This is a genomic window from Cupriavidus sp. SHE, assembly GCF_000812445.1.
Classification (GTDB): Bacteria; Pseudomonadota; Gammaproteobacteria; order Burkholderiales; family Burkholderiaceae; genus Cupriavidus; species Cupriavidus metallidurans.
Genome location: NZ_JWMB01000047.1, coordinates 175,854 through 200,324, shown reverse-complemented (window position 1 = coordinate 200,324; position 24,471 = coordinate 175,854). Strand labels below are relative to the sequence as shown.

Here is a 24,471-nt window from a genome sequence, read left to right as displayed (position 1 = left end):
AAGCTCACCGGGGCCAGACGCCCATGGAGCTGACAACTCAACGTCAACCTTCATGGAGTCTGCCTCATGGGCATTCAGAACTTCCCGGCCTCCCTGCAGCCGATCATCCAGCAGAACTTCCTGCAACGTGAGTTTCAGGATGGCATCCAATCGATCCTCGGCTTCCGTGAGATCGCCCGCCGCGAGCCTTTCCCGAACAAGATTGGTGAAACCGTCACCAAGACCCGTCCGGGCCTGAAGGCGCCCGTCACCACCCCCATCACGCCGTCGACGAACACCAACCTCGACAACGGCATGACCCCGTCCACCTGGACTGTCGAGCAGTACACGTTGTCGATCAACATGTACGGCGACACCATCGACCTGAACACGGTCACTGCCGGTGTCGGCATCGCCAGTCAGTTCCTCCAGAACGCCAAGACCAACGGCGTCCAGTCAGCCCAATCGCTTGACCGTCTGGCCCGCAATGCGCTGTTCAATGCCTACATGGGCGGCAACACGCGCGTGCGCACCACGCTGGGCGCGCCGGCAGCTACCATCAGCGTCGACGACGTCCGTGGCTTCCAGCAGGTGTTCGTGAACGGCCAGCTGACCGCTGTGTCCGGCACCAACACCATGCAGGTCACGGTGGGATCGAACGTCTACACCCTGAACGGTGTGGCTGTCGACGGTTCGAACGTCTCGACCGCGCCTGGCGGCATTTCCGGTACGCTGACCTTCTCGGGTAACGTGACCGTCGCCGACGGCACGGCCGGCAACACCGTGACCGCCTACAACGGCGGCGCTGGTGTCGCTCCGTTCATCCTGCGCCCGAACGGCCGCGGTAACACCTCGGCCATTGTCGGTACCGACCTGCTCACCATGGGCAGCGTGCTGGATGGCGTGGCCTACCTGCGCCGCAACGGTGTGCCGACGGTCAACGGCATGTACAACTTCTACCTCGACCCGGTCTCGGCCCGGCAGTTCTTCGCCGACCCCGACTTCAAGCAGCTCTTCCAAGGCGCCACTGCGGCTGCCAAGGAGTTCCGCATGGGTCGCGTGGTTGAGCTGGTCGACGTGCGCTGCATCCCAACCACCGAGGCCTACGTGCAGGCGCTGGGCGGCGTGACCGTGCGTCGCCCGATCCTGGTTGGCGCTGAAGCGCTCGTCGAAGGTGACTTCGAGAACATGGGCAAGGAAGAAACGCCCAACGACAACGCCGTCATCGACATCGTCGACGACATCGTGCACGTCACTCGCGAGCCGCTGGACCGCCTGCAGCAGATCATCGCCCAGTCGTGGTACTGGATCGGCGGCTTCACGGCTCCGACCGACCAGACCGTCAACACCAACATCGTCCCGACCGCCAGCGCGTCGTACTACAAGCGCGCCGTCGTGTTCGAGCACGCCGGCTGATCGTTGCTGGTAACGGCGAGGGCTTCGGCCCTCGTCCCCTGGAGGTCATGATGTCCGATTCCTACGGCAACCCAAATTCCATCCCGCACGCGGTCGGCAACGGCCAGTTGCAGGAACTGACCCCCGCGCAGCTCAGCACGAAGTACGGCGCTGGCAACATCAAGACGCCGACGGCGAACTTCAACATCCCCTACAAGGGCACGCACCTGGTTGGCTACAAGGGCGTCCCCATCGTGTGTGATGCCGCGCTGCTGGCTGCCCTGACCGCCGCCGGAGCTCCGGTGTCCTGACATGGCGAAACTGAAAGACGAACAGTCGGCGCTGCCGTCTTCCATCCTGCTCGATGAGTCGATCGGCTGGATGGAGAACGGCATCCTGCGCCAATTCCACGAAGGGCAGCACGTCACCAATCGGGCTGATATCGCTGCCCTGATTCAGCACGGCGCGCAATACCTGGAGCTGAAATGAGCGATGGCGTCTACACCCGCCAAGGCAAGGGCTCGTACCTGAACATCGCCGCCGCGACGGTGGTGGCCACGGTGCCTAAGGACTTCGCGCTCGGCCAATGCCGCCTTGTACGCGTCCAGGTGCTGGTGGCTGGCTCGGCCGGCGGCGCGGCCTATGACTCGGCGAGCCTGACCGGCAACAGCGCGGCCAACCAAGTTGGCGCGTGGCCGAATACGGTCGGCTCGTATCTGATCGACATGCCCTGCCTGGCTGGCATTTGCATCGTTCCCGGTGCTGGCCAGACGGTGGCGGTTTCCTACGACTGAGGTGAGAAATGGACCAGAACACTGAACTGAACCAGCAGGGCGGCGAAGGCGCCGGCGTCCCAACCAAGCAGCCCGACGCCGCGCCGAAGAAGCCCGACGCCGCGCCGAAGGCCAAGCTGCCGAAGAAGATGATCCTGCAGGCGCTGTACGGCTTCTACGACGACGCCGGCCGGCTCTGGCAGTGGGTGGAAGGGCAGATCGTCGACGATGTCGAGCACATCAAGATGCTCGTCGAGCGCAAGGCTCCGGCCGTGGAGCACAAGGAAGACTGACCATGGCATTCACTACCGCCGAGAAGGTCGATATCCGCCGGCACTGCGGTTACCCGATGTACGGCGGTACGCCATCGTCATTCCAGTCCTACCGCTTCTTCACCGCCTACGGCACCCTCGAATACCGCATGAACAACATGCTGGCCGAGGAAGAGGCGGTGGTGCGCACGACGTACCTGGCCAACCTGACCACGCTGGAGACTGCCATCCCCGCCGCTGGCACGAATCTGGACACGGATCAGGCGGCGGTCTGGACGCACAACAAGAACGAGGTGCGCGATCGCGCGACGCTGTTCAACAAGTGGCGCCGTGATCTTTGCTCCTTCATCGGCGTGCCGCCCGGGCCCGGCCTCGGCGGTGGTGAAGGATCGGTTCAGCTGGTGGTGTAAATGGACGGCACAACGCTCAACTCCCGCGTATGGGCCGGCTACGCCAAGGCGGCCAAGTACATCGGCACGACCTACCAGCATTACCGGCCAAACGGTCCGAACTCGCCGCTCGCCGCCGGCAATCGCCTGGCCGACATGCCGGTCAGCCTGAACGCCGAGGATCCGCGCTTCGCGCGCCCGAACGTGTATGGCAAGGCGACCTGGTATGCGGTCGCGGACGGCGCGCAGTTGCAGGTCGGCGACTACATCGTCGGCGTCGAGGGCACGCTATTCGTCGCAGCGCTGCAGCAGTTGCTTCCGATCTTCATGGTCGACTGCAACCGCACCGTGTCGCTCCTGCGGCCGGCACAGCAGTCTGGTGTCGGCGCTCAGGGATATGGCGGGGACACCACGGCCACCGAGTTGCCGCTGATGACTGGCTGGCCGGCGAGCGTCCTTCAGGGCACCAAGGGCGAGCGCAACGATGTGGGCCTGCCGGGCGACGTGAAAACACCGTGGTGGATCGTTCTTCTGCCGCAATGGGCTGGCGTGACGCTCCGGACGTCCGACATCATCACCGACGATCTTGGCCGTCGCTACGTGATCTCCAGCGCTGAGCTGACCGATCTGGGATGGCGCCTGACTGCAATGCAAGCGCAAACGTGACAGGAGACGCAATGTCGAGCGGCAGATACAAGATCATCAGCGACGGCACTGCGACGGGCACGCATCTGTTCGATCCGGACGGCAAGGACATCACGCGTCATTGCACTTCCATCGAATGGAAGGTCGAGGCCGATGGCTTTGGCATTGCCACTGTGAAGTACAGCTTCGTCGATGTGAACGTCGAGGCTGTGTTGGAAGTCGAGGTCGGTGAGGATGGCTGATCTTTCCGACGTCTCCGATGCGCTGGTCGCGCTGATCGCGAGCACACTTTATCCGAACGGTACCGGGGGCGGCCAGAACTCGGTGGCGGGCTTGCCGTGCCGCATCTATGCCGGGTGGCCTACGCCCGCGCAGCTCGACGCGGATCTGGCCGCAGGCACCGCGCACGTGACGGTGTTCAACCGGCCGGAAGCCAAGAACACGACGCGCTACCAGACGGTCCCGCAAGAACAGACCACCACGCCGCCCGCGCTGACGCTGACCATCAATGGCCGCACGGTCACGGTCGGCGGCGCCGTGGCTGCGGGCGTGAACACGGCTGTCATCGTCGGTACGAAGGGGTATGTCTACCAGACGCTCGGTACCGACACGCTGAACAGCGTCGCCACGACGTTGGCCGGGTTGATCAACGCCGACTTCCCAGGCACCACGGCCACCGGCGCGGTCATTACGCTGCCATCCGCTGGCCCTGCGATCACCGCGGCGCGCGTGGGCGGCTCTGGCCAGCAGGTCACGGAAGTGGGGCGGATCGAGCAGAGCTTCCAGATCACGATCTGGGCGAACACGCCGGCCAACCGCAAAGCGATCGCGAGCCTCGTGGCTCCGACGCTCATGAACTCGCGTTTCATCACGCTGGCGGACGGCTCAGCTGCGCGCCTGATCGTCAAGCGGCAGTGTGATGACGACATGCGCCAGAAGGCGGTGCTGTATCGCCGCGACATTGTGGCGACGATCGAGTACGCGGAGACCCTGACAACCACCTCGACGGCTGTGGTCGACATCGTCGAGAACATTTCTGTCGGCGTGAACGGATACAACGGCACGACGAACAGCCAGCTGTACCCGAACACCACCACGACCAATATCTGAGGACTCCATGGACTTCCATCTGATCGTCAAAGAGCCGTTCGGCGGCTACGCGAAAGGCGACGAAATCACCGATTCTGCCGAGGTAGCGCGCGTGCTGGCCTCGGAGAACGAGAACCACGTGATCAAGCGCGCCGCGCCGCCGGCCGAGCCGGCCAAGGCGGGCAAGACCGCCGACTGAGCCGCCCCTTACCTCAAAGCCCTGAAGGCCCGCCAAGCGCGGGCCTTTTTCATTGGAGTCTCAGATGACCCAGATTGTCCAGTACGGGCAGGTCAACACGACGGCGCTGATCGTTCCCGACCTGATCGTGCAGATCATTGCGCCCCAGGTGGCGCAGCTCAACGGCGTGCCGACCAACGTGGCCGGCTTCGTCGGTACCGCCCAATGGGGCCCTGTCAACTCGCCGACCATCGTCGGCAGCATGGCCGACTATGCGCGCAACTTCGGCGCGATTCAGAACCGCCTGTACGACATGGGCACGGCCGTCGCTGCTGCTGTGCTGCAGGGTGCGAACAACTTCCGCTGCGTGCGCGTGACGGACGGCACCGATACGGCCGCAAGCATCATCGCGCTGGCGACCTGCATCACGTTCACGAGCAAGTACACCGGTACCCTTGGCAACAATGCTCAGGTGCAGGTTGCTCCTGGCTCGCAGGCCAACACGCAGAAGGCGATCGTGTCGATGCCTGGCCAGACGCCGGAAGTGTTCGACAACATCCAGGGCTCTGGCAACGCGCTGTGGGTCAACATGGCGAACGCCATCAACAATGGCCAGGTCGGCGCGCGCGGTCCGTCGCAACTCATTGTCGCGACGGCGGGTGCTGGAACGACTGCTCCGGCCGCGGCGACGTACTCGCTGACTGGCGGCACGGACGGCGTCACCACGATCACCAGCGCGATCCTGCTGGGACAGGACACCATCCCCCGCAAGGGTATGTACGCGCTGCGCGGCACTGGCGCCTCGGTCGCGGCGCTGGTCGATGTCTCGGACACCACCACCTTCGCCAACCAGGTCGCCTACGGTCAGTCCGAAGGCACGTACATGGTCGGCGTCACGCCAGCGGGCGACACGATCACCAACGCCGTGTCGACCAAGGCGACGGCCGGTATCGACAACTACTCGTTCAAGTACCTGTTCGGCGATTGGGTCTACTTCAACGACCCGGTCAACGGTGGCGTGCGCCTGATCTCGCCGCAGGGCTACGCAGTCGGTGTGATCGCCAACCTGGGCCCGCAGCATTCGTCGCTGAACAAGCAGCTGTACGGCGTCGTCGGCACGCAGAAGTCGTTCCAGAACCAGCAGTACAGCTCGGCGGAACTGCAGACGCTCGCGCAAGCAGGTATCGACCTGATCACGAACCCGATCCCTGCAGGCAACCAGTTCGGATTCCGGATCGGGCACAACAGCTCGTCCGATCCGACGCGCAACGGCGACAACTACACGCGGATGACCAACTACCTCGCGGCCACCACGGCTGCCGGCATGGGCATCTACGACGGGCGCCTGCAGTCGTCGCAGCCGACGGACCCGCTGCGCCGGAACGTGAAGGCCACGCTGGACAACTTCTATCTGGGGTTGCAGCAGCAGAACATGATCGACGACTTCACCGTCCAGTGCGATCTGAACAACAACCCGCTGGCGCGCATTGCGCAGGGGTATCTGCAGGCCGATGTGCGTGTCCGCTACCTGGCGGTGGCCGAGAAGATCCTGATCAACCAGGAAGGCGGCCAGTCGGTGACGATCACGCGCCAGCAATTGCAGAGCTTCTAACCCATCCCTGACCTGAGCCGCCTCCGGGCGGTTTTCCCATTTCTGGAGCTGATTCATGTCTATCGGTCCATTCAATACCGGTCGGGACGTGGTGCTGGACGTCACGCTGCCCACCGGCCCGCTGCGCCTGCCGAGCACCACCACTGGCTGGGAGGCCAAGCCAAAGTACAAGCAGATCGAGAGCATCGCCATCACCGGCGAGAACAACCACGCCAATATCCCCATCGGCTGGACGGGCACGATCGAACTTGATCGCACGGACAACGTCGTCAGCGACGCGTTCGCCACGATCGAAGCGAACTACTACGCCGGCATCAACATCGGCTACGCGACCATCACCGAGACGATCAGCGAGTCGAACGGCTCGGTGACGCAGTATCGCTACACCAAGGTGTCGCTGCGCCTCGAGGAGAACGGCAAGTTCGTGGGCGACGACCGCGTGCAGGTCAAGATCGGCTTCGACGCGTCGCGCCGGATTCGCCTGTAAGCCTTTCCGGCTGCGGATAGATTGGCCGATCGACAAGCGCGCATCCCTGAGCGCGTTTCCGCAGCCCCTTATCAGGGGTTTTACAGGGGAAACCCAACATGTCGAAAATACCCACCCTCGAACTGACTCCTGGTCAAGACGCGCCGGCGCCAGAAGCGCCGAAAGACGACAACATCGTCATCGATTCGACGGGCCGCGTCCTGAAGCTCGCCGAACTCGATGTGCTCGCCGAGAGCCGCCTGATCCGTCTGGTAGGCGCCGAGGCGGCGATCAACCAGGCTTACATGCAGCTCTACGTGATGCCTGCGATGGCGGTGGTCGAGATCGATGCCGAGCCGATGCCGCTGCCTCAGACGCAACGCGAGATCGACGCCGCGATCAGCCGACTCGGGCACCATGGCATCAATGCTGTCATCAAACACTGGGCCAAGCAGCGCGAGGACAAGGCGGATCAGGCCGACAAAGAAGCCGCCGAGAAGGCCGCGCTAAAAAACTAGCCCGGAACCCTGCCTTTCAGGAGGCCTGCCTGCTCATGAAGAGCGGGGTTCCATTTCACACGGCTCTGCGCATGCCCAAGGAAAGGGCCGACACGTTGCAGCTTGAACGGCTGGAGCGCCAGGCCTTCGCCATCAACTTCTCGATTCTGAACGGCGCCCAGTTCGACTGGGATGCTATGCGGTTCAAGGAGCCGAACGCATGAAGCAATTCAACAGCTTCGGGGCCTTCGCTGCGCACCTCGAGCGTCTGGCCGCTGCCGGGCCGGCCGTGACGCATCACATCGCGGACAAGGCTGCGGAGGAGATCCAGAAGACCGCGCAGGGCATGATCGGCGACTACCAGGAGGCGGTCGGCCCCTATCCCAAATGGGAAGAGCTGGCCGACTCGACTAAGGAAGAGCGCGCGCGGCTGGGGTTCTCGGAGAACGACCCGGGCTACCGCTCCGGGGCGATGCAGGCCTCCATCGAGCGCACGGTGCACGGTTCCGAGGCCGCGATCGGCTCGAACGATCAGCACCTGGTCTGGTTCGATCTGGGCACGCCGAATCAGCCCCCGCGCCCGGTGCTCGGGCCGGCGGCGATTCACAGCGAGGGCAGGGTGAAGAAGATCATCGGCGCCACGGTCTTCGCGTGGCTGACGGGCAGGGGCTGGCGCAGGCCTCAGCGCTTGAAGTAGACGAACAGGAAGACGGCGGCAAGGATCGCCAGATAGACCCCCACGCGGGGGACAAACAGCATCGCCGTTGGCAGGCATATCGCGACGGCAGTGTTCATTTTCGGGCGCAGTTGCCAGCGCAGGCGCCAGCCGTGGGCGTGGCCACTGAGACTCCGGACGCGCGGTTTCGGGTACTGGATCCAGCTAACCCGGTCTGCCAGCCACTCTTGGGCGCGGTAAATGAGGTCCATGGAGTCTCCCTGTAAGTTCTTGATTGTAGTGCACACATGATCAACGTCTACGAGATCGGCTCCACGCTGAAGCTGACGGACCTCGTCACGCCCAAGCTGCTGCAGCTGTCGCGCGAGTTCGCCAAGGTTGATTCGACCATCCTGCAGATCAACAAGCGCCTCCAGAAGATGGGGGCGGAAGTGGTTGGGGTCCGCAACCTTGCCGCCTCGGCCAAGTCGCTGGGCGGCAGCCTGAAGAATATCGGCGACCAGGCGAAGATCGCCGAAAGCCGGATGTTCGCCATGCGCGGCGCGTTGCCGGCTGGCGGTCTGGGCATCGAGGCAGAGCTGATCGCCGCGAATGCGCAGGCAAAGGCGCTTGCGGCCACGCTGACCGGCATCCGTGGCATTGGCCGTGGTGGCGCGCCGCTCCTGCCTGGTGCCGGTGGCGGCGGCGGTGGCCGGCACGGCGGCCGCATCCATGTCGGCAACATGCACGTCGGCCCGAACGGGTTCGGCATCGGCGGCGTCGGTCTGGGCATGGCCACGAACATGCTGGTGCCGCTCGCAGCCGCTGGCGCCGCAGTCTACGTCGGGCACAAGCTCTACGATTCGGCCAAGGATCTCCAGACTGAGCAAGCACGCTTCCGACTCTATGGTCTGAGCGACGAGCAGAACCGCAGCGCCTACGAATTCGCGCACAAGCTGCGCCCGTTCGGCACGTCTGAGATCCAGACGATGCACTTCATGAACGAGGCGCAGGGCGTGTTCCGGGAGTCTGGGGCCAGCGGCGAGCACGCGCTGGAAGGCGCCAAGATGGCTGCGCCGTTCCTCGCCAAGATGATGTCGGCCAGCTCGGTCCTGTCAAGCGAGTCCAAGGCGAAGCTGGAGCACGAGTCGCTGGCCATGCTGCGCGCGGTCGAGCTGCAGGGCGGTGCCCGGGATACCGCGCAGTTCAGCAAGCTCGCTGACTTCGGCTTCCGCATGACGCAGACGTCCGGCGGCCAGGTGAACTGGGAACAACTGCGGCAGTTGTATCGGACTGGCGGTGTTTCGGTGCAGCGCATGAGCATGGATGCGATCGCCGAGCTCGAACCGCTGATCGGCGAATTCAAGGGCGGCCCGTTCGCCACGTCGATGCGCACGGCCTACAACCGCATGAACGGCATCGTCAAGCTGCCGAACCAGGCTACGCACGAGCTGATGAACGCGGGGATCTGGGATGCGTCCAAGGTCCAACTGAACGCCAACGGCGGCATCAAGCGTTTCCTCGGTAATCCGCTGCAGCACGCCGATGAATACGCGACGAACCCGGCGGAGTACTACTTCAAGTACGTCAAGCCCTACTACGACAAGCAGGGCTACAAGGACACCGAACGCGATCGGATGAACGCCATGTTCTTCGGCAGCACCGGCGGCGCTCTGTTCTCGAAGTTCGATCAGCAGGAAGAGGTGATCAAAAAGGCCGGCGAGGCATTCCGCAAGGCCCTCGGGATCGACGCCGCGCTGGAGATCGCCAAGGGCACGGCAACGGGTGCGGAACAGGACTTCCAAGCGGCCTGGACGGACTTCAAGACGGAGTTCGGCAAGAACGTGTTGCCCGCGGTGACCAGCATGCTGAAGGGCGGCGCGGACATCCTGAGAAAGATCACGGATGCGCGCGGTACAACCGAGGGACAGGCGCAACTGGCGGCCGGCGGCTCGGTATGGCACGCCTACACGTGGCCCTGGCGTGCGGCGAGCAATGCGCTGTTCGGCAATGCCGAGGCCAAGACCCCGGGGCAGGATAGCCCGTATGTGAAGACAGGGCCGCAGCAGCCGATCAAGCTGCAGGCAACGATCAACCTCGACAAGCAGAAGGTCGGTGAGGTGGTCGCGGATTACCTTGCCGGTGGGCTTGGGCATGCGCAGACCACCAATTCTGGCTTCGACTTTACCCGCACGGCGCCGCCGATCGGGCACTCATACGCGAAATAGGCATGGCGACCATCCTCTCCCTTGGCGACGTGCTGTTTAACGATCTGGAAGCGCCTGAGCGCATTCCGTTCGGCGGTAGCCAGCAGTTGGTCGTGCACAAAATGGTCGGAGGCACGCGCACGGTCGATGCAATGGGCCGCGACGACTTGCCGTTAGGCTGGTCTGGCACCTTCATGGGGAAGGACGCTCTTTCGCGCGCACGGTACCTCGATGCGATGCGGATTGCCGGACAGGCGCTGCCTTTGGCATGGTCGGAATTGCTCTATACGGTGGTCATCCATCGCTTTTTGCCAGTTTTCGAGCGTGAATGGATGATCCCCTATTCGATCGTCTGCGAGGTGGTGGCAGACCATTCGCAACCGCAGACGTCGCTATCCGGCCCGTCGATCAATGACCTGATCGGCGCGGATCTGTCGACGGCGAACTCGCTGACAGCATCGATCGGAAACGGCACGCTGACGGGCCTGATGGGCACGGTCAACACGGCCATCGCTGGGGTGTCGAGCCTTGCCAACGCCGCGCAGAGCACGATCAACGGCGTGTTGGCGCCGATCGCAGCCGTGCAGACGCAGGTATCGACGCTGATCGCCAGCGCCTCGAACACGATCGCCAATGTGTCGACGCTCGGCGGGATCGTGCCGAACAATCCGATCTCGGTCGCGGCGGCCAAGCTGACGTCTCAGGTCACGGCGTACCAGAGCCTGCCGACGCTCTACAACCTGCAATCGGTGATGGGGCGCATGTCGGCCAACCTGGGTGGCGTCTCTGGCGCCGCGCAGCAGATCACGATGGCCGGCGGCAACCTGATGCAACTCGCGGCCAATGTCTACGGCGACGCCAAGGCATGGACCGGCATTGCCAAGGCCAACAAGATCACGGACCCGGTGGTACAGGGCGTGCAGACGCTGAATGTACCGGTGCGGCCGGACAACGCTGGCGGAGTGCTGAGTGGCTAACAGTCTGAACATCGTCCCGGCCGTGCCAAGCGCACGAGCGCCGCGGGGGATCGTCCTGCTCGGAGACCCGAACCAGCCTGGTACCCGCGTGCCGTGGGTGGACTGGGAGGTCGAGCAGAACGTCTGGCACTCGGCCAGCACGTTCCGCATGCGGTTGCCGATCTCCGCGCTGTCCGACCCGATCAACCTGAACTACATCCTAGGCACCAACCCGATTCAGGCACAGGTCTATGCTGGATTCCCCCCTAACCCGGACCAGTACGGCACATCGGACCTGCAGCAGCTGATCCTTGGCAACGTCGACAGCGTCAACTTCGATCCGTCTGGGCGGACGGTGGATATTTCAGGGCGGGACTACACGTCGCTGCTAATCGATTCGAAGACGTTTGACCGGTGGGCGAACCAGACGGCAAGCCAAATCGCGACGACGCTGGCCAAGCGGCACGGCCTGACGCCGCAGGTTACGCCGACCACAGGGCTCGTCGGCAAGATCTACGAGATCGACAAGATCCACGATCGCCACGGCACAACCGAGTGGGAGTTGCTGACTTGGCTTGCTGGCGTCTATGACTATGTGGTCTATATCCAGGGCATGACGCTTTACTTCGGGCCCAAGCCGGATCCAAAGACGGCGACACCATACCTGATCCAGTGGCAGAACCCCGACCAGAACAGCGCGTTCTTCCAGGCGAACGTGCTGGATCTGGGGTTCTCGCGCACGTTGACGGTAGGCAAGGGCGTGATTGTCCAGGTGCACAGCTTCAACCACAAGCAGAAGGCCGGATTCTCCGTGACCTACCCGCAGGGGAAGGCGAAGGGCATCACGCCGGGCACGGCGAAGGCGCCAGCGCAGGTCTACAGCTACATCATCGCCAATCTGAGCCAGCAGGACGCCCAGGAGCGGGCCGCGAAGATCTACAACGACATCATCCGGCACGAGCTCAAGATGAACGCCAACCTACCGGGCGACAACATCCTGGTGCCAAACGTGATGGTGCAGGTGTCCGGTACGCAGACGCCGTTCGACTCGCTCTACTACGTCGAATCGGTGGCGAGGCGGATGAGCTTTGATGGTGCCTACCGGATGTCGGTGCGCGGCAAGAACCACAGTCTTGATACCTCGGTGATCCCGTCATGAGCGTCTCTCACTTCGCCAACATCATGCGCGCGCATGCGCAGATGGCGCAGGGCGAGAAAACCACGCACCGGGTCGGGCAAATCACGGCTTATGACCCGAGTAAGTACGCCGTCCGGGTGAAGTTCTGGCCGGACACCGTGGAGAGCTCTGGCTGGATCCCGCTGGCCTCGACCTATGTAGGCGCGGGCTGGGGGCTGGTGGCTGCGCCGACCATCGGCGACCAGGTGATCGTCGCGTTCGATCGCGAGGATCAGGATGCCGGGGTTGTGGTCGGCCGGTTCTTCACCGATGTCGAGCAGCCGCCAGCCGCGCCGTCCGGTGAATTCTGGCTGGTGCACAAGTCGGGCTCGTTCCTGAAGTTTCACAACGACGGCACGGTGGAGCTTACGGCGAACAGCACCATGAAATACACGGCCACGCAGCATCACTTCGTCGGGCCAGTGCAGATGGATAGCACGCTGAACGTCAACCAGACGATCAGCGGCGAAGGCGGCATGTCGATCTCAGGCGACAACGGCAGTGGTCACGCTTCGACGGTTACCGGCAACACCAATTTCGTTGGCGGTGTAACGGCGAACGGTCACGACATCGGCAGCACGCACCAACACATCAACTCCGGTGGCTCTGGCCTCGGCGGGGTGCCGCAATGACCGTCCAATTACTCAACGACCTGAACCATCTCTGGGGCCAGGACATAGTCACGAGTCCGACCGGGGACCTTGGCGTGGTGAGCGCGGGAACGCGCAGCCAGCAGCGAGTGATCCGTCGGCTCTTGACCAACCCGCTCGATGCGAATGGGCCGCCGGATTATCCGTTGCACCCGACCTATGGGGCCGGGCTCGCGCGGTACGTCGGCCAGGCCGTCGACGCGGGCAAGCTGCGCGCGCTGATCCGCGGCCAGATGCTGCTGGAGGATTCAGCGGCAAGGAATCCCGAGCCGCAGATCACCGTGACGCGCCCTGACCCGTCAACGATCTCGGTCTATATCCGGTACACGCTGGCCGGGACGGGCGCGCCGGTAACGCTCTCATTCAACGTGAACGCATAAGCGCTCACTGCCTGACAACTGGGCCGCCTTCGGGCGGCTTTTCCATTCCTGGACGCCATGCCTCAAATCACTTCGTGGGATCTGCCGACGACCATCCAGAACATGGCCACGTCGGTGCAGCAGAAGGCCAAGGTCCTGGTCGACTTCACGGTCGGCTCCGTGACGCGCGCGGTGGTCGAGGCGACCGCGCAGGTGGTGATCTGGCTGGAAAGCCTGATCCTGCTGTTACTGCAGGCCACGCGCGCGGCGACGTCGAGCGGCGCGGATCTCGACAGCTGGATGCTCGACTACGGCCTGACTCGCCTAGCGGCCACAGCGTCAACGGGCCAGGTCACGTTCTCGCGCTTCACGCCGACCTATCAGTCCGTCATTCCCGTGGGCACGGTCATCCAGACGTCCGACGGCACGCAGCAGTTCACGTTGATCGCGGACACGACGCAGTCTGCCTACAGCGCGGCGCTCGGGGGCTATGTGATCGCGGCGGGGATTGCCAGTGCTGTGGCCACCGTCCAGGCGGTGAATACCGGCTCCGTGACCAACGTGCTCGCCAATACGATCACGACGCTGACGCAAGCGGTCCAGTACGTGGACACGGTGACGAATGCGGCAGGCTTCACGAACGGCACCGACGCTGAAACGGACGGCGCCTTCCGCGCACGGTTCATCACCTACATCAACGGCCTGTCCAAGGCCACGAAGACGGCGATCGGCAACGCCATCCTGGTTGTCAAGCAGGGCTTGAGCTATGTGCTGGTCGAGAATCAGACTTATGGCGGCGTTTCTCAACCCGGTTACTTCTATGCCGTGGTCGACGATGGCACGGGCAGCCCACCGAGCACGCTGCTGTCGTCGGTGTCCAATGCCATCGATGCGGTGAGGCCGTTCACATCGACCTTCGGGGTCTTCGCGCCTGTGGTCGTGACGGCGAACGTGGCCATGACCATTACCACGGCGGCAGGCTATAGCCATTCCGCGGTGGTCACCCTAGTGCAGGCCGCGTTGCAGAGCTATATCAACTCGCTGGCAATCGGTCAGACCCTGAGCTACAGCCGCCTGGCGCAAGTAGCCTACGACGCCTCTCCGGGCGTTACCAACGTGACCGGCACCACGCTCAACAGCGGTACCGCCGACCTGGCGGCGACCAACCAGCAGATTGTGAAGTACGGGACTGTGACGGTGGCGTGATGGCGACAGGCGACAACAACGATATCTTCGCGCGCCTGAAGTCAGCGCTGCCATCCCGGTGGTTCGGATCCACGGCCGACTCCATGCCGGTCGTCGACTCACTGCTGGCGGGCATCGCGACGGCGCTCAGTTTCGTCTATTCGCTGTATGTCTACGCGAAGCTGCAGACGCGGATCCTGACCGCGACGGATGGCTGGCTTGATCTGATCGCTGCCGACTTCTTCGGTTCGGCTGTCCAGCGCAAAGCCAACCAGTCCGACGCATCGTTTCGCGCCAACATCATCGCGAACATGTTTCGCGAGAGGGCGACCCGGAACGGGATGGTCAAGGTCTTGAAGGATCTGACCGGGCGCACGCCGACGATCATCGAGCCGGCAAGGCCGGCGGATACCGGCTCTTATGGCGGCCCGTTGATCGGCTACGGCGTGGCGGGAGCCTACGGTTCGCTGCTGATGTCGTACCAGTGCTTCGTTGTCGCTTACCGTCCCTTCGGGTCTGGCATTCCTAACGTTGCAGGATATGGGGTATCCACAGGCGCCTATGGGACGCCATCCCAAGCCGAATACGCATCGCTCTCGATGATCCAGGGCAGCGTCACGGACGCCGACATCTACGCCGCGATTGAGGCGACAAAGCCTGTCGCTACGACCATCTGGACAGCGATCCAGAACTGATACCGACCCTACCTTTCGAGCAAGCCCGCCATAGCGCGGGCTTTTTTCATTCTTGGAGCCAGTTGAATGGACCGCCAGATCATCTATCCGGGGCAGATTCCCCTCGAAACGGACCTGCTGAACACCAACAAGAACACCATGATCGCACTGTCAAAGCTGGCTGCGGCCGTGCTTGGAACGACGATGCTCGTCAATGGCTTGAGCGTTGGCCCGAACAGCCCGGCCGCGTTGAACGTCGTTGTGTCGCCGGGGGAGGTCTACGCGCTCGCAAACGTCGACACGAACCCATATAGTTCGTTGGCCGCCGACACAACGCACCTGGTGATGAAGCAAGGCGTTGCGCTTGATGCGGTGACGGTCGCGTGCCCGGCTCCAACGACGAGTGGGTTCTCGATCAACTATCTGATCCAGACGGCATTCACCGAGTCCGATGGTCTGCCGGTGACTCTGCCGTACTACAACGCCTCCAATCCGTCGCAGGCGTTCAGCGGCCCCGGCAACAACGGCGCAGCGCAGAACACCAGGCGCTTCGGCATCGTCGTCACGAACGCCAAGGCCGGGACCGCCGCCCCGACCGGCTCGCAGACGACGCCATCGCCGGATCCGGGCTTCGTCGCGCTGGCGATCGTGACCGTTGCATACGGCCAAACCACCATCACGACGACGAGCATCGCGGTTGCTACCACTGCGCCTGTTATTCCATCTGGCGGTCTTCTGCCGGCAGTTCAGGCGAGCAGCCTCACCGTGGCCGCTGACGTGGGTGCGGCGAACGTCTGTGTCGTGAACTACCAGCCTCCGGTCTACGCACTGACCGACGGCATGGTGTTGTGGTTCAAGGCGAAGGCGGCGAATACCGGCGCTACGACGCTGAACGTCAACGGGCTGGGCGCATTCCCGCTGATCGGTGGCGCGCACCAGGCGCTGACCGGCGGGGAGATTATCCCGAACGGAAAGTGCCAAGTCGTCTGGCGTGCCGACATCAACTCGTTCATCCTGGTCGAGTGCACGGGCGGCGCTCTGCAGGTGTCGCCAGGCATCAACATCAACCATGGCGCCCAGTTCGGCCAGTTGACCGGTGTCGTTGGTTCGGCAAGGAATCTCAAGGCTTCGGTGTCGGGGGCGGCAGCATCCAGCGTTGCCTATACCGCCGACGAAATCATCGTCGAATCCGCGCTTGGCGGTCTGCAGTACAAGCTCAGCTCGTTCAGCCAGACGCTGAACGTCGCGACGACCGGTATCGGCGGGATGGACACGGGCAGCGCGCCAGTGAGCGGGTATGTCGCCATCTATGCGGCTTACAACCCGTCGACGAAAGCGGTCGGTATCTTCGCGCAGAACGCTCCTGCTCTAGCGGTTATGGGGAACGTGTATGGAGGGGCAAACCTCCCGGCGGGGTACACCGCAACTGCGCTGATTGGGATCTGGCCGACGAATGGCAGCGGTCAACTGATCGTCGGGAACCAGTTCGACCGCACGTTTTGCTTCGTCCCTATCCTGCTGATCAGTACCGCGACCCAGCAAGCAACCTATTCCGGCCTGAACGCGACGCCGGCAATCCCTGCAAACGCGAAGACGTGTCGTCCGACTGTCTCTATCACTTGCAGTTCTACAGGCGGCACCTTAGTGGCGAAGATCGCCAGCGCATCTTCTGGAATTGGGGAGGAAGCTGTGTCGGGCGTCTCGGCTGTCGCTAGTGCTGGCGTTCAGGTGCCATTGCCGCATGTGCAAATCACTTCCGCCCAGCAGTTGTTCTACGTAGCCACAGCATCAGCAGGAACCATGACCTTCAGCGTCCAGGTATCCGAATACACTTTCTAAGGAAAGCCATGCAGACAATCTATGTGCAATTCTCCGATGAATCTGAGTCGACGGTGGCGAGTTACTTTGCAGGGCCGCAAGACCCAGAAGATCATCCTCATCAAGGAGAATTGGCTGCGTCCGATCCGCGTTGGGCGAGTTTCTACAATGAAATGCCGGCGATCATGAAGGGCAGCTTACCGGCGCCCACGGCATAGGGTTGCGCACGCTGGCTTGTCCACCGCGCGCTTCCGGCTTCGCTTGGCGTTATTGCCGCATGGCCGCGACAGTTGACCACATGACCGCGGCCATGCGCTCACCCATCGCAGCATAGGTCGCAGCGGTAGGGTGGATGTTGTCGGGTGTGACGGCAGGATAGGCGTAGTTCGGCACCAGGGGCGTATTGGTTGCCGCGGCTACATCTCGCATGACCGTGACGTATGCCGCCATGTTGGGCCGGTTGACGGGATCGTTGATCATGTTCGGCTCGACAAGGAAGATGGTCTTGCCGGCGCCCAGTGCGATGTCAATAATCTGCACCAGCAGCGCGCGGTATTGCTCGGGCGACTCGTTGTTGGCGAGGTATGCATCATTGATGCAGAAATTAATGGCGACGATCTGCGCCGTTGAATTCGCCATCAGTTGCTGCCAGGGCAAGTGCTTGCCGTCCGTGCCGTTGATGAGGTTTGCCGCATTCGTGCCTGGCACACCTTCATTGACGACCGTAACAGTTTGGCCGTAACCGGCTTGCAAGGCTGCCTGCGCGCTCGACGGCTGCGTAACACTAGCCTGTATAACGGGCGGTTGCGCCCCATCTTGCCCCCACATCGTGCTGTCACCGTATGCCTCAATCTTGACAGTCTTCGGAGCAGCGGCAGGCGCACTGGCTGCCTGTTGAGGCGCGGCATCACCTCCACCGCCGCACCCTGACAATAGGAACGCGCCAACGAGGCCCGCGAGCATCCCCTTCAAGATTGAGGCTCGCTGAAATCGAATGCCGCTCCCAGTTCGCGCATCTTTGCCAGCACTGCCCCGAATTGCTCGTCGCTGAGTTCCATGCGCGCAGCGATCCAGAACAGCATGTGCGGTCCAACGCTGCGTGGCGTGTGCCCACCTGTGTACTTCCGCCACTGATTGGAGCCAGCGACCGCCGCCAGTTCCGCCATCTGCTCGCCGGTCATCGACAACCGCGCTTTCAGGGCGGCCAGATCCTCCGTCGACGGCGCGACGTAGTTGCGAAGGGTTTTCATGGGAAATGCGGATGGGAGTCATGAATCGTCCTTTCGGGTTGGCGGGCTGCGCGATACGCTACCCTTTGAAAGAAAATAGCCCCGATGGGGCTACGTGTCAAGGGGAAGATAGCACTACTTTCTCCTGCCCCAGGATTTCTCGCTGCTCACCCACAGCACCAGGCCAGCAAGCGACATGAGCACGGAGTCCGTGCTGATGGGGATCGCATCAAAGCCAACAGCTTCGCCAAGGCGCAAGCCGATGATCGCGAGCGATATGAAGCCGGCGACGCGAACGAAGAGTTTCGGAAAGCTGAACTGTTCCATGGCCGCGATTGTAGCAGCGACTGAAGGCTGCCCTATGGGGCTAATGTCAAGTTTCGCTAATCACAGCCCGCCTCGAGCGGGCATTTTCATTTCCGGGGTCTCAACATGTCCGATCCAATTACGGCGACTGGCGTTGGCGGCGCTGCCGGCTGGAAACTTCTCGGCGGCGCGGCGGGCGCTGGCGCAATCGGTGCGGGCTTAGCTTCCATCGTCGTCATGTGCATAACAACTCCGCGAAGCCCGAAGGAATGGGCGGTAGGGCTGGTTTCGACTGTCGTCGGATCGATCGGCGGCGGGTCGGCCGTGATCATGAAGTTCGGCCTGCAGTCGTGGGCGCACGATCCGTTCGGCCTGGTGGCCATGCTGGGTCTGGTGTTCGCCTGCGGGCTGCCTGCCTGGTCCATCGTCCGATGGGTGTTCAACTGGATCGAGAAGCGCAAGGACAAGGACCTGGCAGAGGTGGTGCAGGACGCGCGCGACGCGGTGGCGGGAGCGAGGAATGGCTGACGCGCTGATCACTGCCGCGCAACTGCGCAAGATCATGCCGATGGCCGGCGCGCGCGCGGACGTGTTCGCGCCATACCTGTCGGCGTGCATGCTGCAGTTCGAGATCAGCACGCCGACGCGCTCGGCCGCGTTCCTCGCCCAGGTCGGACACGAATCCGGCCAACTGCGCTTGCTCCGCGAGATCTGGGGACCGACGCCGGCACAGATCCGGTATGAGGGTAGGGCTGACCTTGGCAACACCGAGCCCGGAGACGGAAAGCGGTACATGGGACGCGGCCTGATCCAGATCACCGGTCGCAAGAACTACCTGCTGTGTGGGTTCGATCTGCACCTCGACCTGATCGCCCACCCCGAGTTGCTCGAGCAGGCGGAGCATGCCGCGGCGTCGGCAGGATGGTACTGGCACACCCACAACCTAAACCGCTTCGCCGATGCCGGCGACTTCGTCGGGCTGACGCGAGCCATCAACGGTGGCACGAACGGCATCGCCGATCGCCGCGCGCTGTGGAACACGGCAAAGCAAGTACTGGAGGCCGCATGAAGATCGAAGAACTGAAGCGCAACGACGCCATCCGGACGATGCTGTTCGAGTGCCCCGGTTGCGGCATGGGGCACCATGTGCATATCGCCGGCACCGGCGTTCCTGTGTGGGGCTGGAACGGCAGCATGGAGCGGCCCACATTCACGCCCAGCGTGCTTGTGACTGGCGTGGCCCAAATGACTGACGACGAGCACGCAGCCTACATGCGCGGCGAAGGGTTGCCCGCAGCGCGCCCATTGCGTTGCCACTCGTTCGTGACGGACGGCCGTATTCAGTTCCTCGGCGACTGCACGCACGCTCTCGCCGGCCAGACAGTCGAGCTGCCCGAAGTCGCCTGACTCCACCCATCCCCATCTGAGCCCCGCCGCGCGCGGGGCTTTTTGCTTTTCTGGAGGGCCACATGGCCGTCACCGATACCCACGAAGAGAAAGAGACGCTGGCCGTCGACGTCCTGCTGCCTGGCCACGAGGCGCGCACCACCACGCCGCTGTTCCTGCATTCCAAGAAGGCGCTGATCGCGCGTGAGGGCGGACGCTGCTTCATCTGCAACGCGACGGCAGAGGAGTCCGGCCATCCACTCGAGGCTCATCACCACCCGATTGAGCGGTCGCTGGCCAATCTGATCGACTGGGACCGCGTGGCAGCCCAAGCCAAGGGCGGCGAGTTCGGAGAGCGCGCCGCCGCGTTCGACTGGGTCGGCTTCTTCAAGGGCGCCAAAACGGTGACGGTGGCCGGTGAGACGCCGCTTCACCCTGACGTGCATTACAAGGTTCCGGCCGATCCGTACCTGTTCGTCGACGACATGACGGTGAACGGGCTGCTGCTCTGCAAGGAGCACCACACCGGCAAGGACGCTGGTATCCACGACATGCCTTTCCCGCTCTGGATTGCACAGAAGTACGCGCGCGAAGGCTACCAGTTCAGCCCCACGGAGGTGATCCACCATGCTGATACTTGACGCCATCGGCACCGCACTGAAGGCGATATTCGCCACGCCGCAGCGGATCTTCGTCGCGGCGGTGCTGGTCATCCTGGCCGTGGCCGGTGGCGCTGTTCTGGTCTACCGGGATGAGCGGGACACGGCGCGCGCGGCGCTGAAGACGGCACAGGCAGACCTCGGCAAGGCGCAGGCGGCCAATCGGGAACTGACCGGCATGCTTGGCACGCAGAATGCCGCGGTGGCCAACCTCGCGGCGCAGGCCAAGCTGCGCCAGTACCAGGCCGCCAAGGCCGATGCCGATGCCCAGGCCGCGCAGTCGAAGTACACCCTGCTGGCCGGGAAGATCCAGGCGCAAGCCGCCGGCGCAGACCAATGCGCGTCGCTGCATGGCCTGCGGCTGACCTACGTGAAGGAGCGCCCATGATCCGCGCGCTGATGTTGTGTCTGCTGCTGGCAGGCTGCGCCGCGCCGCAAGTGGTCGAGAAGCCGGTGGAGGTGAAAGTGCCGGTCCCGGTGCCGTGCAAGACGGCCGAGATTCCGGAGCCGGACTGGCCGCTGGCCAAGGTCGCCGCCACTGCCAGCGATTTCGAGTGGTTCAAGGCTGCGCTTGCCGAGCTGGCGCTCCGCGCAGGCTACGAGGCTCGCCTGAAGGCGGCAGTCGCGGCATGCCAGTGATCCGCGTGCTGGTTGCCGTCGGCGCGGCTGTGCTGCTTGCCGCCTGTGCGGCGCTGGACTGTGGCGCCGACGGCGGCAATGGCGGCTACGAGGCCGAGTGTAGTGCTGAAATTCGCTTCTGATTGGCATCCAATAATTGGACTAGAGTCGCCCGGAAACCCGCATGCTGTCGTGCTCACTAATTGAGCACTTTCTTGGATGGATTCCGCGCCGCGCCTTACTGCATAAGGCTTTGCTGCCGTTTTTCACTCTGCATGGGGTGCAGGTGGTCGGAGGTTCAAATCCTCTCGCCCCGACCAGAAAATGAAAGGCCTGACAGGTTTCCTGTCAGGCCTTTTGTCTTTTTGGTCCCGCCGGTCCCGCAAATGGAAGGTTTGGAATCTGAGGCTCCGTAGCCGGCACTCGTGTTGTGAGTTCGAGCGGCAAGAATGCGGGGTAGGAACTCCTCTTTCATCTTGTAACGCTGTCCGAAATAAAGCGCAGCACGTTGCAATCCTTCCTTACATTTCGGACATAGGTTCTCACCCTGTCATCGACTAGCCTTTCCCCATTGCATCGACACGGCAGCTTGCGCTGTCGGAGTAGGAACGGATGAACTGGCGAGACATATTTCTGATTGGTTTTGGATGGGTGGGGGCCTGCCTGGCTGCGGGCTGGTTCCTGACGATAGCGGTCAAGGTGCTGGGCTGACCCTGGCGCCATCTCTCACCGATCGCTTCAACCTCCCTTCGATACCAGCACCGCATCATTCCGATACACGTCCGGGAACATCGTTTTCAGATTGCCGATCTTCGGCAGGTCATTGATGACGATGTACGGATAGCTCGGATTCTTGACGAGAAAATCCTGGTGATAGTTCTCGGCCGGAAAGAACCCCTTGTAATCCTCGACGCGCGTGACGATCGGCGCGCGGTACGCTTTTGACGTGTCGAGCTGGGCGATATACGCCTCGGCAATCGAGCGTTGCACCGGCGTGCGCGGGAAGATCGCCGAGCGGTACTGCGTGCCGTGATCGGGCCCCTGATAGTTCAGTTGCGTGGGATTGTGCGCGACCGAGAAGAAGATCTGCAGCAGCTTGCCGTAGCTGATCTGGGTGGGGTCGTAGCGGATTTCGACCGACTCCGCGTGTCCGGTCATGCCGGTGCCCACCATCTCGTATTGCGCGTTGCTGGCCGAGCCGCCAGAGTAACCGGACGTTACCCGTGTAACGCCGCGGACATGTTGGAACACGCCTTGCACGCCCCAGAAGCATCCACCGGCGAACACGGCGGTCTCGGTATGGCTCGTGCCGGCTCTTTCGTCGACGGCCGGCGCGGGGATCTTCACGGCGGCCTCGGCCGAGATCGCGGGTAGCTCCCACATTGCGGCCGCCACCATCAGCACGGCCAAGCTTGCGAGCTTCAGCGCGGTGGGGCGGGTCCAGCGTTGCAGTGTTGTCATGGCATCCATGGTCAGACTCCTTGAAAGAAGCGTAGATCAGCCGAACGTGAACGCATAGGCCTGCACGCCGGGGTCGAGGAACTCGATGGCGAACGTGCGATCGGCGACGTCGCCTTGCTGGCGTACGAGTTGATACAGGCGCTGTCCGGTGACGGTCCCGCTGCCGTCCGCGGCGACATCGGTGCCGTGCGATGCGCCCGGTGCCTTGCCGTCGATCGTCACGCGGAAGCGCACTGGCTTGCCGTCCGCAGCGGGGCCGAGCACTAGGTGCAGGTCGCGGGCGTGGAAGCGATAGACGATCTTCCCGCTGGCCTGTTCCAGCGTTGCCTGTTCCTCGCCAACCTTCCAGTTGCCCGCCAGGCCCCACTCATTGAGCGTGGGGCGGGCCGGCGCAGCGTATTCCTTCGATTGATCCGGCCGGGCGCCACCCGGAGACGCGAAGTTCTCGGCACGGGCGTAGCCCACATAGGTCTCCTGCGAACGCAGCGCGCTGGCATCGGCGGGCATCTCCACGCCGTGCATGGCGTTGTCCGCGGTCATTGCCACCTTCGTCACGTCCACGTGGCCCGCTTCGGCCAGCAGTTGCCGGATCACGGCTTCCGATTTCTCGTATTCGCCTTCGCCGAAATGATGGAAGCGCACGCGTCCCTGCGCGTCGATGAAGTAATGCGCCGGCCAGTAGTTGTTGTTGAACGCGCGCCAGATCGCGTAGTTGTTGTCGATGGCCACCGGGTAGGTCACGCCGAGATCCTTCGTGGCCTTGCGGACGTTGTCGATATTGCGTTCGAACGCAAACTCGGGGGCATGGACGCCGATGACGACCAGGCCCTGATCCCGGTACTTCTCTGCCCAGGCCTTTACGTAGGGCAGCGTGCGCAGGCAGTTGATGCACGAGTACGTCCAGAAATCGACCAGCACGACCTTGCCGCGCAGCGCTTCCGCAGTCAGCGGCGGCGAGTTGAGCCATTCCACCGCGCCATTGAGGCCCGGGAACTGGCCTTCCACTGGCAGTGTGGCGGGACGGTCGACGGCTCGCATCATCATGGCTCCGCCTTCTGCTGGAACGCTGGTGGCGGCCATCATCGCGCCGCCGCTACGGTCCTTGTGTCCCAGTGCGTCGACCAGGCGCTGCTCCAGGCCGCCGGTGGCCACGGTCGAGACGCGTGTCAGGATGCCCGTGTCGAGTCCGAGCGCGATTGCCGCCACGCCGGCCAGCATCGCCACGCCGATCCCCCGGCGAACCCATTCGCCGGCGTCGAGCGAACGCTTCATCGCGGTGAATACGCGTCCGCCGATCAACAGGGCCACCGCCAGCGATGTGGCCGCGCCTGCGGCGTAGGCCAACAGCAGCAGCGTGGTGCCCAGGCTTGCCCCCTGAAGGGCTGCGCCGGTCAGCACGAGACCGAGGATCGGGCCCGCGCATGGCGCCCACAGCAGGCCGGTGGCAATGCCGAGCAGGAAAGACGAGGCAGGGCTGGCGGGCTTGCCGTCGGCCTGCGCGAAATTCGACAGCCGGCTGCCCGCATTCACCAGCGGCCGCATCAGGCGTTCGGCAAGCCGGGGCAGCAGCAGCGTCAGTCCGAATACGGCCAGCAGCGCGATGGCGAGCCAGCGGCCATATTGGTTGGCTTGAGCGACCCAGCCGCCACCGACCGCGGCGAGCGTGGCCACGCCGGCGAAGGTGAGGCCCATGCCGGCCAGCAGAGGCAGGCCGCTGCGCACGAATGGTTGATCGGCGCGCGCGAACACGAACGGCAGTACGGGCAGGATGCAGGGGCTCAGGATCGTGAGCGCGCCGCCCAGGTAGGAGAGGATCAGTAGCAGCATGGCAATGGG

Annotated in this window: 37 protein-coding genes; 31 read left to right on the top strand and 6 right to left on the bottom strand. The window is 63.4% G+C overall.

Translation table 11 applies throughout. The annotated features are described in order from the left end of the window. Positions 1-66: 66 nt before the first annotated feature. The 15 genes from RN01_RS22680 (at position 67) to RN01_RS22625 (ending at position 7,992) form a co-directional block, all read left to right on the top strand. On the top strand, positions 67-1,395 hold the full coding sequence (locus tag RN01_RS22680) for a hypothetical protein (protein WP_017515429.1): 1,329 nt from the start codon (positions 67-69) through the stop codon (positions 1,393-1,395). Positions 1,396-1,445: 50 nt separating this feature from the next. Then, a complete protein-coding gene (locus tag RN01_RS22675) occupies positions 1,446-1,685 on the top strand; it encodes a hypothetical protein (protein WP_024569422.1) in 240 nt (79 codons plus the stop codon). 1 nt (position 1,686) lies between these two features. Beyond that, positions 1,687-1,863, top strand: coding sequence for a hypothetical protein (locus tag RN01_RS34040; RefSeq protein WP_017514389.1), 177 nt, complete (start codon positions 1,687-1,689; stop codon positions 1,861-1,863). Further along, positions 1,860-2,168 carry a hypothetical protein gene (locus tag RN01_RS22670; protein WP_017514390.1) on the top strand — a complete coding sequence of 103 codons (309 nt, stop codon included), beginning with the start codon at positions 1,860-1,862 and terminating at the stop codon, positions 2,166-2,168. Before RN01_RS34040 ends, RN01_RS22670 begins: the two co-directional genes overlap by 4 nt. Positions 2,169-2,176: 8 nt before the next feature. Then, positions 2,177-2,440 carry a hypothetical protein gene (locus RN01_RS22665; RefSeq protein ID WP_017514391.1) on the top strand — a complete coding sequence of 88 codons (264 nt, stop codon included), beginning with the start codon at positions 2,177-2,179 and terminating at the stop codon, positions 2,438-2,440. Between the two features lie 2 nt (positions 2,441-2,442). Continuing rightward, positions 2,443-2,829 carry a hypothetical protein gene (locus tag RN01_RS22660; RefSeq protein ID WP_017514392.1) on the top strand — a complete coding sequence of 129 codons (387 nt, stop codon included), beginning with the start codon at positions 2,443-2,445 and terminating at the stop codon, positions 2,827-2,829. Next, on the top strand, positions 2,830-3,474 hold the full coding sequence (locus tag RN01_RS22655; RefSeq protein WP_017514393.1) for a hypothetical protein: 645 nt from the start codon (positions 2,830-2,832) through the stop codon (positions 3,472-3,474). Positions 3,475-3,485: 11 nt separating this feature from the next. Beyond that, a complete protein-coding gene (locus tag RN01_RS22650) occupies positions 3,486-3,695 on the top strand; it encodes a hypothetical protein (protein WP_017514394.1) in 210 nt (69 codons plus the stop codon). Further along, complete coding sequence (locus RN01_RS22645; protein WP_017514395.1) at positions 3,688-4,563, top strand: hypothetical protein; 876 nt, start codon at positions 3,688-3,690, stop codon at positions 4,561-4,563. Before RN01_RS22650 ends, RN01_RS22645 begins: the two co-directional genes overlap by 8 nt. A 7-nt stretch (positions 4,564-4,570) precedes the next feature. Continuing rightward, positions 4,571-4,741 (top strand): hypothetical protein, encoded by a 171-nt coding sequence (locus tag RN01_RS34035; protein ID WP_017514396.1) that lies wholly within the window; start codon positions 4,571-4,573, stop codon positions 4,739-4,741. Between the two features lie 64 nt (positions 4,742-4,805). Then, positions 4,806-6,332: a phage tail sheath C-terminal domain-containing protein gene (locus RN01_RS22640; RefSeq protein ID WP_017514397.1), complete on the top strand. Its 1,527-nt coding sequence runs from the start codon at positions 4,806-4,808 to the stop codon at positions 6,330-6,332. Positions 6,333-6,387: 55 nt separating this feature from the next. After that, positions 6,388-6,819, top strand: a complete 432-nt coding sequence (locus RN01_RS22635; protein WP_024569424.1) for a hypothetical protein — start codon at positions 6,388-6,390, stop codon at positions 6,817-6,819. 98 nt (positions 6,820-6,917) lie between these two features. Further along, entirely contained in the window at positions 6,918-7,316 is a 399-nt protein-coding gene (locus RN01_RS22630) for a hypothetical protein (RefSeq protein ID WP_024569425.1), read from the top strand. A gap of 71 nt (positions 7,317-7,387) precedes the next feature. Next, positions 7,388-7,519, top strand: a complete 132-nt coding sequence (locus tag RN01_RS34935; RefSeq protein WP_255354652.1) for a hypothetical protein — start codon at positions 7,388-7,390, stop codon at positions 7,517-7,519. After that, the gene (locus tag RN01_RS22625) at positions 7,516-7,992 is read left to right on the top strand and encodes a hypothetical protein (protein ID WP_017515425.1); all 477 of its coding nucleotides are present in this window, start codon (positions 7,516-7,518) and stop codon (positions 7,990-7,992) included. Before RN01_RS34935 ends, RN01_RS22625 begins: the two co-directional genes overlap by 4 nt. On the opposite strand, the gene RN01_RS22620 is transcribed toward RN01_RS22625, so the two are convergent. After that, a complete protein-coding gene (locus RN01_RS22620; RefSeq protein ID WP_017515426.1) occupies positions 7,977-8,222 on the bottom strand; it encodes a hypothetical protein in 246 nt (81 codons plus the stop codon). The two genes, RN01_RS22625 and RN01_RS22620, sit on opposite strands and share 16 nt — an antisense overlap. Positions 8,223-8,258: 36 nt before the next feature. Between RN01_RS22620 and RN01_RS22615 the strand changes: the two genes are divergently transcribed. The 9 genes from RN01_RS22615 (at position 8,259) to RN01_RS33255 (ending at position 17,194) form a co-directional block, all read left to right on the top strand. Beyond that, on the top strand, positions 8,259-10,178 hold the full coding sequence (locus tag RN01_RS22615) for a hypothetical protein (protein WP_024569426.1): 1,920 nt from the start codon (positions 8,259-8,261) through the stop codon (positions 10,176-10,178). 2 nt (positions 10,179-10,180) lie between these two features. Then, entirely contained in the window at positions 10,181-11,134 is a 954-nt protein-coding gene (locus RN01_RS22610; RefSeq protein ID WP_024569427.1) for a hypothetical protein, read from the top strand. Next, positions 11,127-12,272 carry a phage late control D family protein gene (locus RN01_RS22605; protein WP_029699930.1) on the top strand — a complete coding sequence of 382 codons (1,146 nt, stop codon included), beginning with the start codon at positions 11,127-11,129 and terminating at the stop codon, positions 12,270-12,272. The genes RN01_RS22610 and RN01_RS22605 overlap by 8 nt, the downstream gene beginning before the upstream one ends. After that, the gene (locus RN01_RS22600) at positions 12,269-12,922 is read left to right on the top strand and encodes a phage baseplate assembly protein V (RefSeq protein ID WP_017514014.1); all 654 of its coding nucleotides are present in this window, start codon (positions 12,269-12,271) and stop codon (positions 12,920-12,922) included. The genes RN01_RS22605 and RN01_RS22600 overlap by 4 nt, the downstream gene beginning before the upstream one ends. Beyond that, positions 12,919-13,320 carry a hypothetical protein gene (locus RN01_RS22595; protein WP_017514013.1) on the top strand — a complete coding sequence of 134 codons (402 nt, stop codon included), beginning with the start codon at positions 12,919-12,921 and terminating at the stop codon, positions 13,318-13,320. Before RN01_RS22600 ends, RN01_RS22595 begins: the two co-directional genes overlap by 4 nt. A 57-nt stretch (positions 13,321-13,377) precedes the next feature. Then, positions 13,378-14,505 (top strand): baseplate J/gp47 family protein, encoded by a 1,128-nt coding sequence (locus RN01_RS22590; protein ID WP_024569429.1) that lies wholly within the window; start codon positions 13,378-13,380, stop codon positions 14,503-14,505. An 83-nt stretch (positions 14,506-14,588) separates the two neighbouring features. Further along, entirely contained in the window at positions 14,589-15,179 is a 591-nt protein-coding gene (locus tag RN01_RS22585) for a hypothetical protein (RefSeq protein WP_111733350.1), read from the top strand. A gap of 66 nt (positions 15,180-15,245) precedes the next feature. Beyond that, positions 15,246-16,997, top strand: coding sequence for a hypothetical protein (locus RN01_RS34725; RefSeq protein ID WP_017514011.1), 1,752 nt, complete (start codon positions 15,246-15,248; stop codon positions 16,995-16,997). 8 nt (positions 16,998-17,005) lie between these two features. Continuing rightward, a complete protein-coding gene (locus RN01_RS33255) occupies positions 17,006-17,194 on the top strand; it encodes a hypothetical protein (RefSeq protein ID WP_197067581.1) in 189 nt (62 codons plus the stop codon). 49 nt (positions 17,195-17,243) lie between these two features. On the opposite strand, the gene RN01_RS32555 is transcribed toward RN01_RS33255, so the two are convergent. From RN01_RS32555 to RN01_RS22560, 3 genes are all read right to left on the bottom strand, one after another. Beyond that, positions 17,244-17,939 (bottom strand): SGNH/GDSL hydrolase family protein, encoded by a 696-nt coding sequence (locus tag RN01_RS32555; RefSeq protein WP_080672748.1) that lies wholly within the window; start codon positions 17,937-17,939, stop codon positions 17,244-17,246. Between the two features lie 5 nt (positions 17,940-17,944). Next, entirely contained in the window at positions 17,945-18,226 is a 282-nt protein-coding gene (locus RN01_RS22565; RefSeq protein WP_017512819.1) for a hypothetical protein, read from the bottom strand. 114 nt (positions 18,227-18,340) lie between these two features. Then, positions 18,341-18,532 (bottom strand): hypothetical protein, encoded by a 192-nt coding sequence (locus RN01_RS22560; protein ID WP_017512820.1) that lies wholly within the window; start codon positions 18,530-18,532, stop codon positions 18,341-18,343. Positions 18,533-18,637: 105 nt separating this feature from the next. Here RN01_RS22560 and RN01_RS22555 point away from each other — a divergent pair, with 105 nt between their 5' ends. The 7 genes from RN01_RS22555 (at position 18,638) to RN01_RS34930 (ending at position 21,317) form a co-directional block, all read left to right on the top strand. After that, the gene (locus tag RN01_RS22555; protein ID WP_017512821.1) at positions 18,638-19,039 is read left to right on the top strand and encodes a hypothetical protein; all 402 of its coding nucleotides are present in this window, start codon (positions 18,638-18,640) and stop codon (positions 19,037-19,039) included. Next, the gene (locus RN01_RS22550) at positions 19,032-19,580 is read left to right on the top strand and encodes a glycoside hydrolase family 19 protein (protein ID WP_017512822.1); all 549 of its coding nucleotides are present in this window, start codon (positions 19,032-19,034) and stop codon (positions 19,578-19,580) included. Before RN01_RS22555 ends, RN01_RS22550 begins: the two co-directional genes overlap by 8 nt. After that, positions 19,577-19,918: a DUF6527 family protein gene (locus tag RN01_RS22545; RefSeq protein WP_017512823.1), complete on the top strand. Its 342-nt coding sequence runs from the start codon at positions 19,577-19,579 to the stop codon at positions 19,916-19,918. The genes RN01_RS22550 and RN01_RS22545 overlap by 4 nt, the downstream gene beginning before the upstream one ends. Before the next feature lie 62 nt (positions 19,919-19,980). Then, positions 19,981-20,538, top strand: coding sequence for a hypothetical protein (locus RN01_RS22540; protein WP_017512824.1), 558 nt, complete (start codon positions 19,981-19,983; stop codon positions 20,536-20,538). Further along, complete coding sequence (locus RN01_RS22535) at positions 20,525-20,944, top strand: hypothetical protein (protein ID WP_017512825.1); 420 nt, start codon at positions 20,525-20,527, stop codon at positions 20,942-20,944. Before RN01_RS22540 ends, RN01_RS22535 begins: the two co-directional genes overlap by 14 nt. After that, on the top strand, positions 20,941-21,195 hold the full coding sequence (locus tag RN01_RS22530) for a hypothetical protein (protein WP_017512826.1): 255 nt from the start codon (positions 20,941-20,943) through the stop codon (positions 21,193-21,195). The genes RN01_RS22535 and RN01_RS22530 overlap by 4 nt, the downstream gene beginning before the upstream one ends. Next, positions 21,186-21,317, top strand: coding sequence for a hypothetical protein (locus RN01_RS34930; protein ID WP_017512827.1), 132 nt, complete (start codon positions 21,186-21,188; stop codon positions 21,315-21,317). The genes RN01_RS22530 and RN01_RS34930 overlap by 10 nt, the downstream gene beginning before the upstream one ends. A 595-nt stretch (positions 21,318-21,912) precedes the next feature. Here the strand turns inward: RN01_RS34930 and msrA are convergent. Beyond that, positions 21,913-22,644, bottom strand: coding sequence for a peptide-methionine (S)-S-oxide reductase MsrA (gene msrA / locus RN01_RS22525; RefSeq protein WP_017512829.1), 732 nt, complete (start codon positions 22,642-22,644; stop codon positions 21,913-21,915). A gap of 27 nt (positions 22,645-22,671) precedes the next feature. Next, positions 22,672-24,462: a cytochrome c biogenesis protein DipZ gene (locus RN01_RS22520; protein ID WP_017512830.1), complete on the bottom strand. Its 1,791-nt coding sequence runs from the start codon at positions 24,460-24,462 to the stop codon at positions 22,672-22,674. Between the last annotated feature and the right edge of the window lie 9 nt (positions 24,463-24,471).

Bases quoted from the DNA above. Each gene is read 5' to 3' on its own strand.
- RN01_RS22615 (WP_024569426.1), top strand. From the start codon at position 8,259: ATGATCAACGTCTACGAGATCGGCTCCACGCTGAAGCTGACGGACCTC.
- RN01_RS33255 (WP_197067581.1), top strand. From the start codon at position 17,006: ATGCAGACAATCTATGTGCAATTCTCCGATGAATCTGAGTCGACGGTG.
- RN01_RS22635 (WP_024569424.1), top strand. From the start codon at position 6,388: ATGTCTATCGGTCCATTCAATACCGGTCGGGACGTGGTGCTGGACGTC.
- RN01_RS34930 (WP_017512827.1), top strand. From the start codon at position 21,186: ATGCCAGTGATCCGCGTGCTGGTTGCCGTCGGCGCGGCTGTGCTGCTT.
- msrA (WP_017512829.1), bottom strand. From the start codon at position 22,644: ATGGATGCCATGACAACACTGCAACGCTGGACCCGCCCCACCGCGCTG.
- RN01_RS22520 (WP_017512830.1), bottom strand. From the start codon at position 24,462: ATGCTGCTACTGATCCTCTCCTACCTGGGCGGCGCGCTCACGATCCTG.
- RN01_RS22645 (WP_017514395.1), top strand. From the start codon at position 3,688: ATGGCTGATCTTTCCGACGTCTCCGATGCGCTGGTCGCGCTGATCGCG.
- RN01_RS22665 (WP_017514391.1), top strand. From the start codon at position 2,177: ATGGACCAGAACACTGAACTGAACCAGCAGGGCGGCGAAGGCGCCGGC.
- RN01_RS22610 (WP_024569427.1), top strand. From the start codon at position 10,181: ATGGCGACCATCCTCTCCCTTGGCGACGTGCTGTTTAACGATCTGGAA.
- RN01_RS22650 (WP_017514394.1), top strand. From the start codon at position 3,486: ATGTCGAGCGGCAGATACAAGATCATCAGCGACGGCACTGCGACGGGC.
- RN01_RS22670 (WP_017514390.1), top strand. From the start codon at position 1,860: ATGAGCGATGGCGTCTACACCCGCCAAGGCAAGGGCTCGTACCTGAAC.
- RN01_RS22675 (WP_024569422.1), top strand. From the start codon at position 1,446: ATGTCCGATTCCTACGGCAACCCAAATTCCATCCCGCACGCGGTCGGC.
- RN01_RS22655 (WP_017514393.1), top strand. From the start codon at position 2,830: ATGGACGGCACAACGCTCAACTCCCGCGTATGGGCCGGCTACGCCAAG.
- RN01_RS22625 (WP_017515425.1), top strand. From the start codon at position 7,516: ATGAAGCAATTCAACAGCTTCGGGGCCTTCGCTGCGCACCTCGAGCGT.
- RN01_RS22585 (WP_111733350.1), top strand. From the start codon at position 14,589: ATGCCGGTCGTCGACTCACTGCTGGCGGGCATCGCGACGGCGCTCAGT.
- RN01_RS22550 (WP_017512822.1), top strand. From the start codon at position 19,032: ATGGCTGACGCGCTGATCACTGCCGCGCAACTGCGCAAGATCATGCCG.
- RN01_RS32555 (WP_080672748.1), bottom strand. From the start codon at position 17,939: ATGCTCGCGGGCCTCGTTGGCGCGTTCCTATTGTCAGGGTGCGGCGGT.
- RN01_RS34035 (WP_017514396.1), top strand. From the start codon at position 4,571: ATGGACTTCCATCTGATCGTCAAAGAGCCGTTCGGCGGCTACGCGAAA.
- RN01_RS22660 (WP_017514392.1), top strand. From the start codon at position 2,443: ATGGCATTCACTACCGCCGAGAAGGTCGATATCCGCCGGCACTGCGGT.
- RN01_RS22620 (WP_017515426.1), bottom strand. From the start codon at position 8,222: ATGGACCTCATTTACCGCGCCCAAGAGTGGCTGGCAGACCGGGTTAGC.
- RN01_RS22540 (WP_017512824.1), top strand. From the start codon at position 19,981: ATGGCCGTCACCGATACCCACGAAGAGAAAGAGACGCTGGCCGTCGAC.
- RN01_RS22530 (WP_017512826.1), top strand. From the start codon at position 20,941: ATGATCCGCGCGCTGATGTTGTGTCTGCTGCTGGCAGGCTGCGCCGCG.
- RN01_RS22590 (WP_024569429.1), top strand. From the start codon at position 13,378: ATGCCTCAAATCACTTCGTGGGATCTGCCGACGACCATCCAGAACATG.
- RN01_RS34040 (WP_017514389.1), top strand. From the start codon at position 1,687: ATGGCGAAACTGAAAGACGAACAGTCGGCGCTGCCGTCTTCCATCCTG.
- RN01_RS22535 (WP_017512825.1), top strand. From the start codon at position 20,525: ATGCTGATACTTGACGCCATCGGCACCGCACTGAAGGCGATATTCGCC.
- RN01_RS22560 (WP_017512820.1), bottom strand. From the start codon at position 18,532: ATGGAACAGTTCAGCTTTCCGAAACTCTTCGTTCGCGTCGCCGGCTTC.
- RN01_RS22555 (WP_017512821.1), top strand. From the start codon at position 18,638: ATGTCCGATCCAATTACGGCGACTGGCGTTGGCGGCGCTGCCGGCTGG.
- RN01_RS22680 (WP_017515429.1), top strand. From the start codon at position 67: ATGGGCATTCAGAACTTCCCGGCCTCCCTGCAGCCGATCATCCAGCAG.
- RN01_RS22600 (WP_017514014.1), top strand. From the start codon at position 12,269: ATGAGCGTCTCTCACTTCGCCAACATCATGCGCGCGCATGCGCAGATG.
- RN01_RS22595 (WP_017514013.1), top strand. From the start codon at position 12,919: ATGACCGTCCAATTACTCAACGACCTGAACCATCTCTGGGGCCAGGAC.
- RN01_RS22545 (WP_017512823.1), top strand. From the start codon at position 19,577: ATGAAGATCGAAGAACTGAAGCGCAACGACGCCATCCGGACGATGCTG.
- RN01_RS22640 (WP_017514397.1), top strand. From the start codon at position 4,806: ATGACCCAGATTGTCCAGTACGGGCAGGTCAACACGACGGCGCTGATC.
- RN01_RS22630 (WP_024569425.1), top strand. From the start codon at position 6,918: ATGTCGAAAATACCCACCCTCGAACTGACTCCTGGTCAAGACGCGCCG.
- RN01_RS22565 (WP_017512819.1), bottom strand. From the start codon at position 18,226: ATGAAAACCCTTCGCAACTACGTCGCGCCGTCGACGGAGGATCTGGCC.
- RN01_RS34725 (WP_017514011.1), top strand. From the start codon at position 15,246: ATGGACCGCCAGATCATCTATCCGGGGCAGATTCCCCTCGAAACGGAC.
- RN01_RS34935 (WP_255354652.1), top strand. From the start codon at position 7,388: ATGCCCAAGGAAAGGGCCGACACGTTGCAGCTTGAACGGCTGGAGCGC.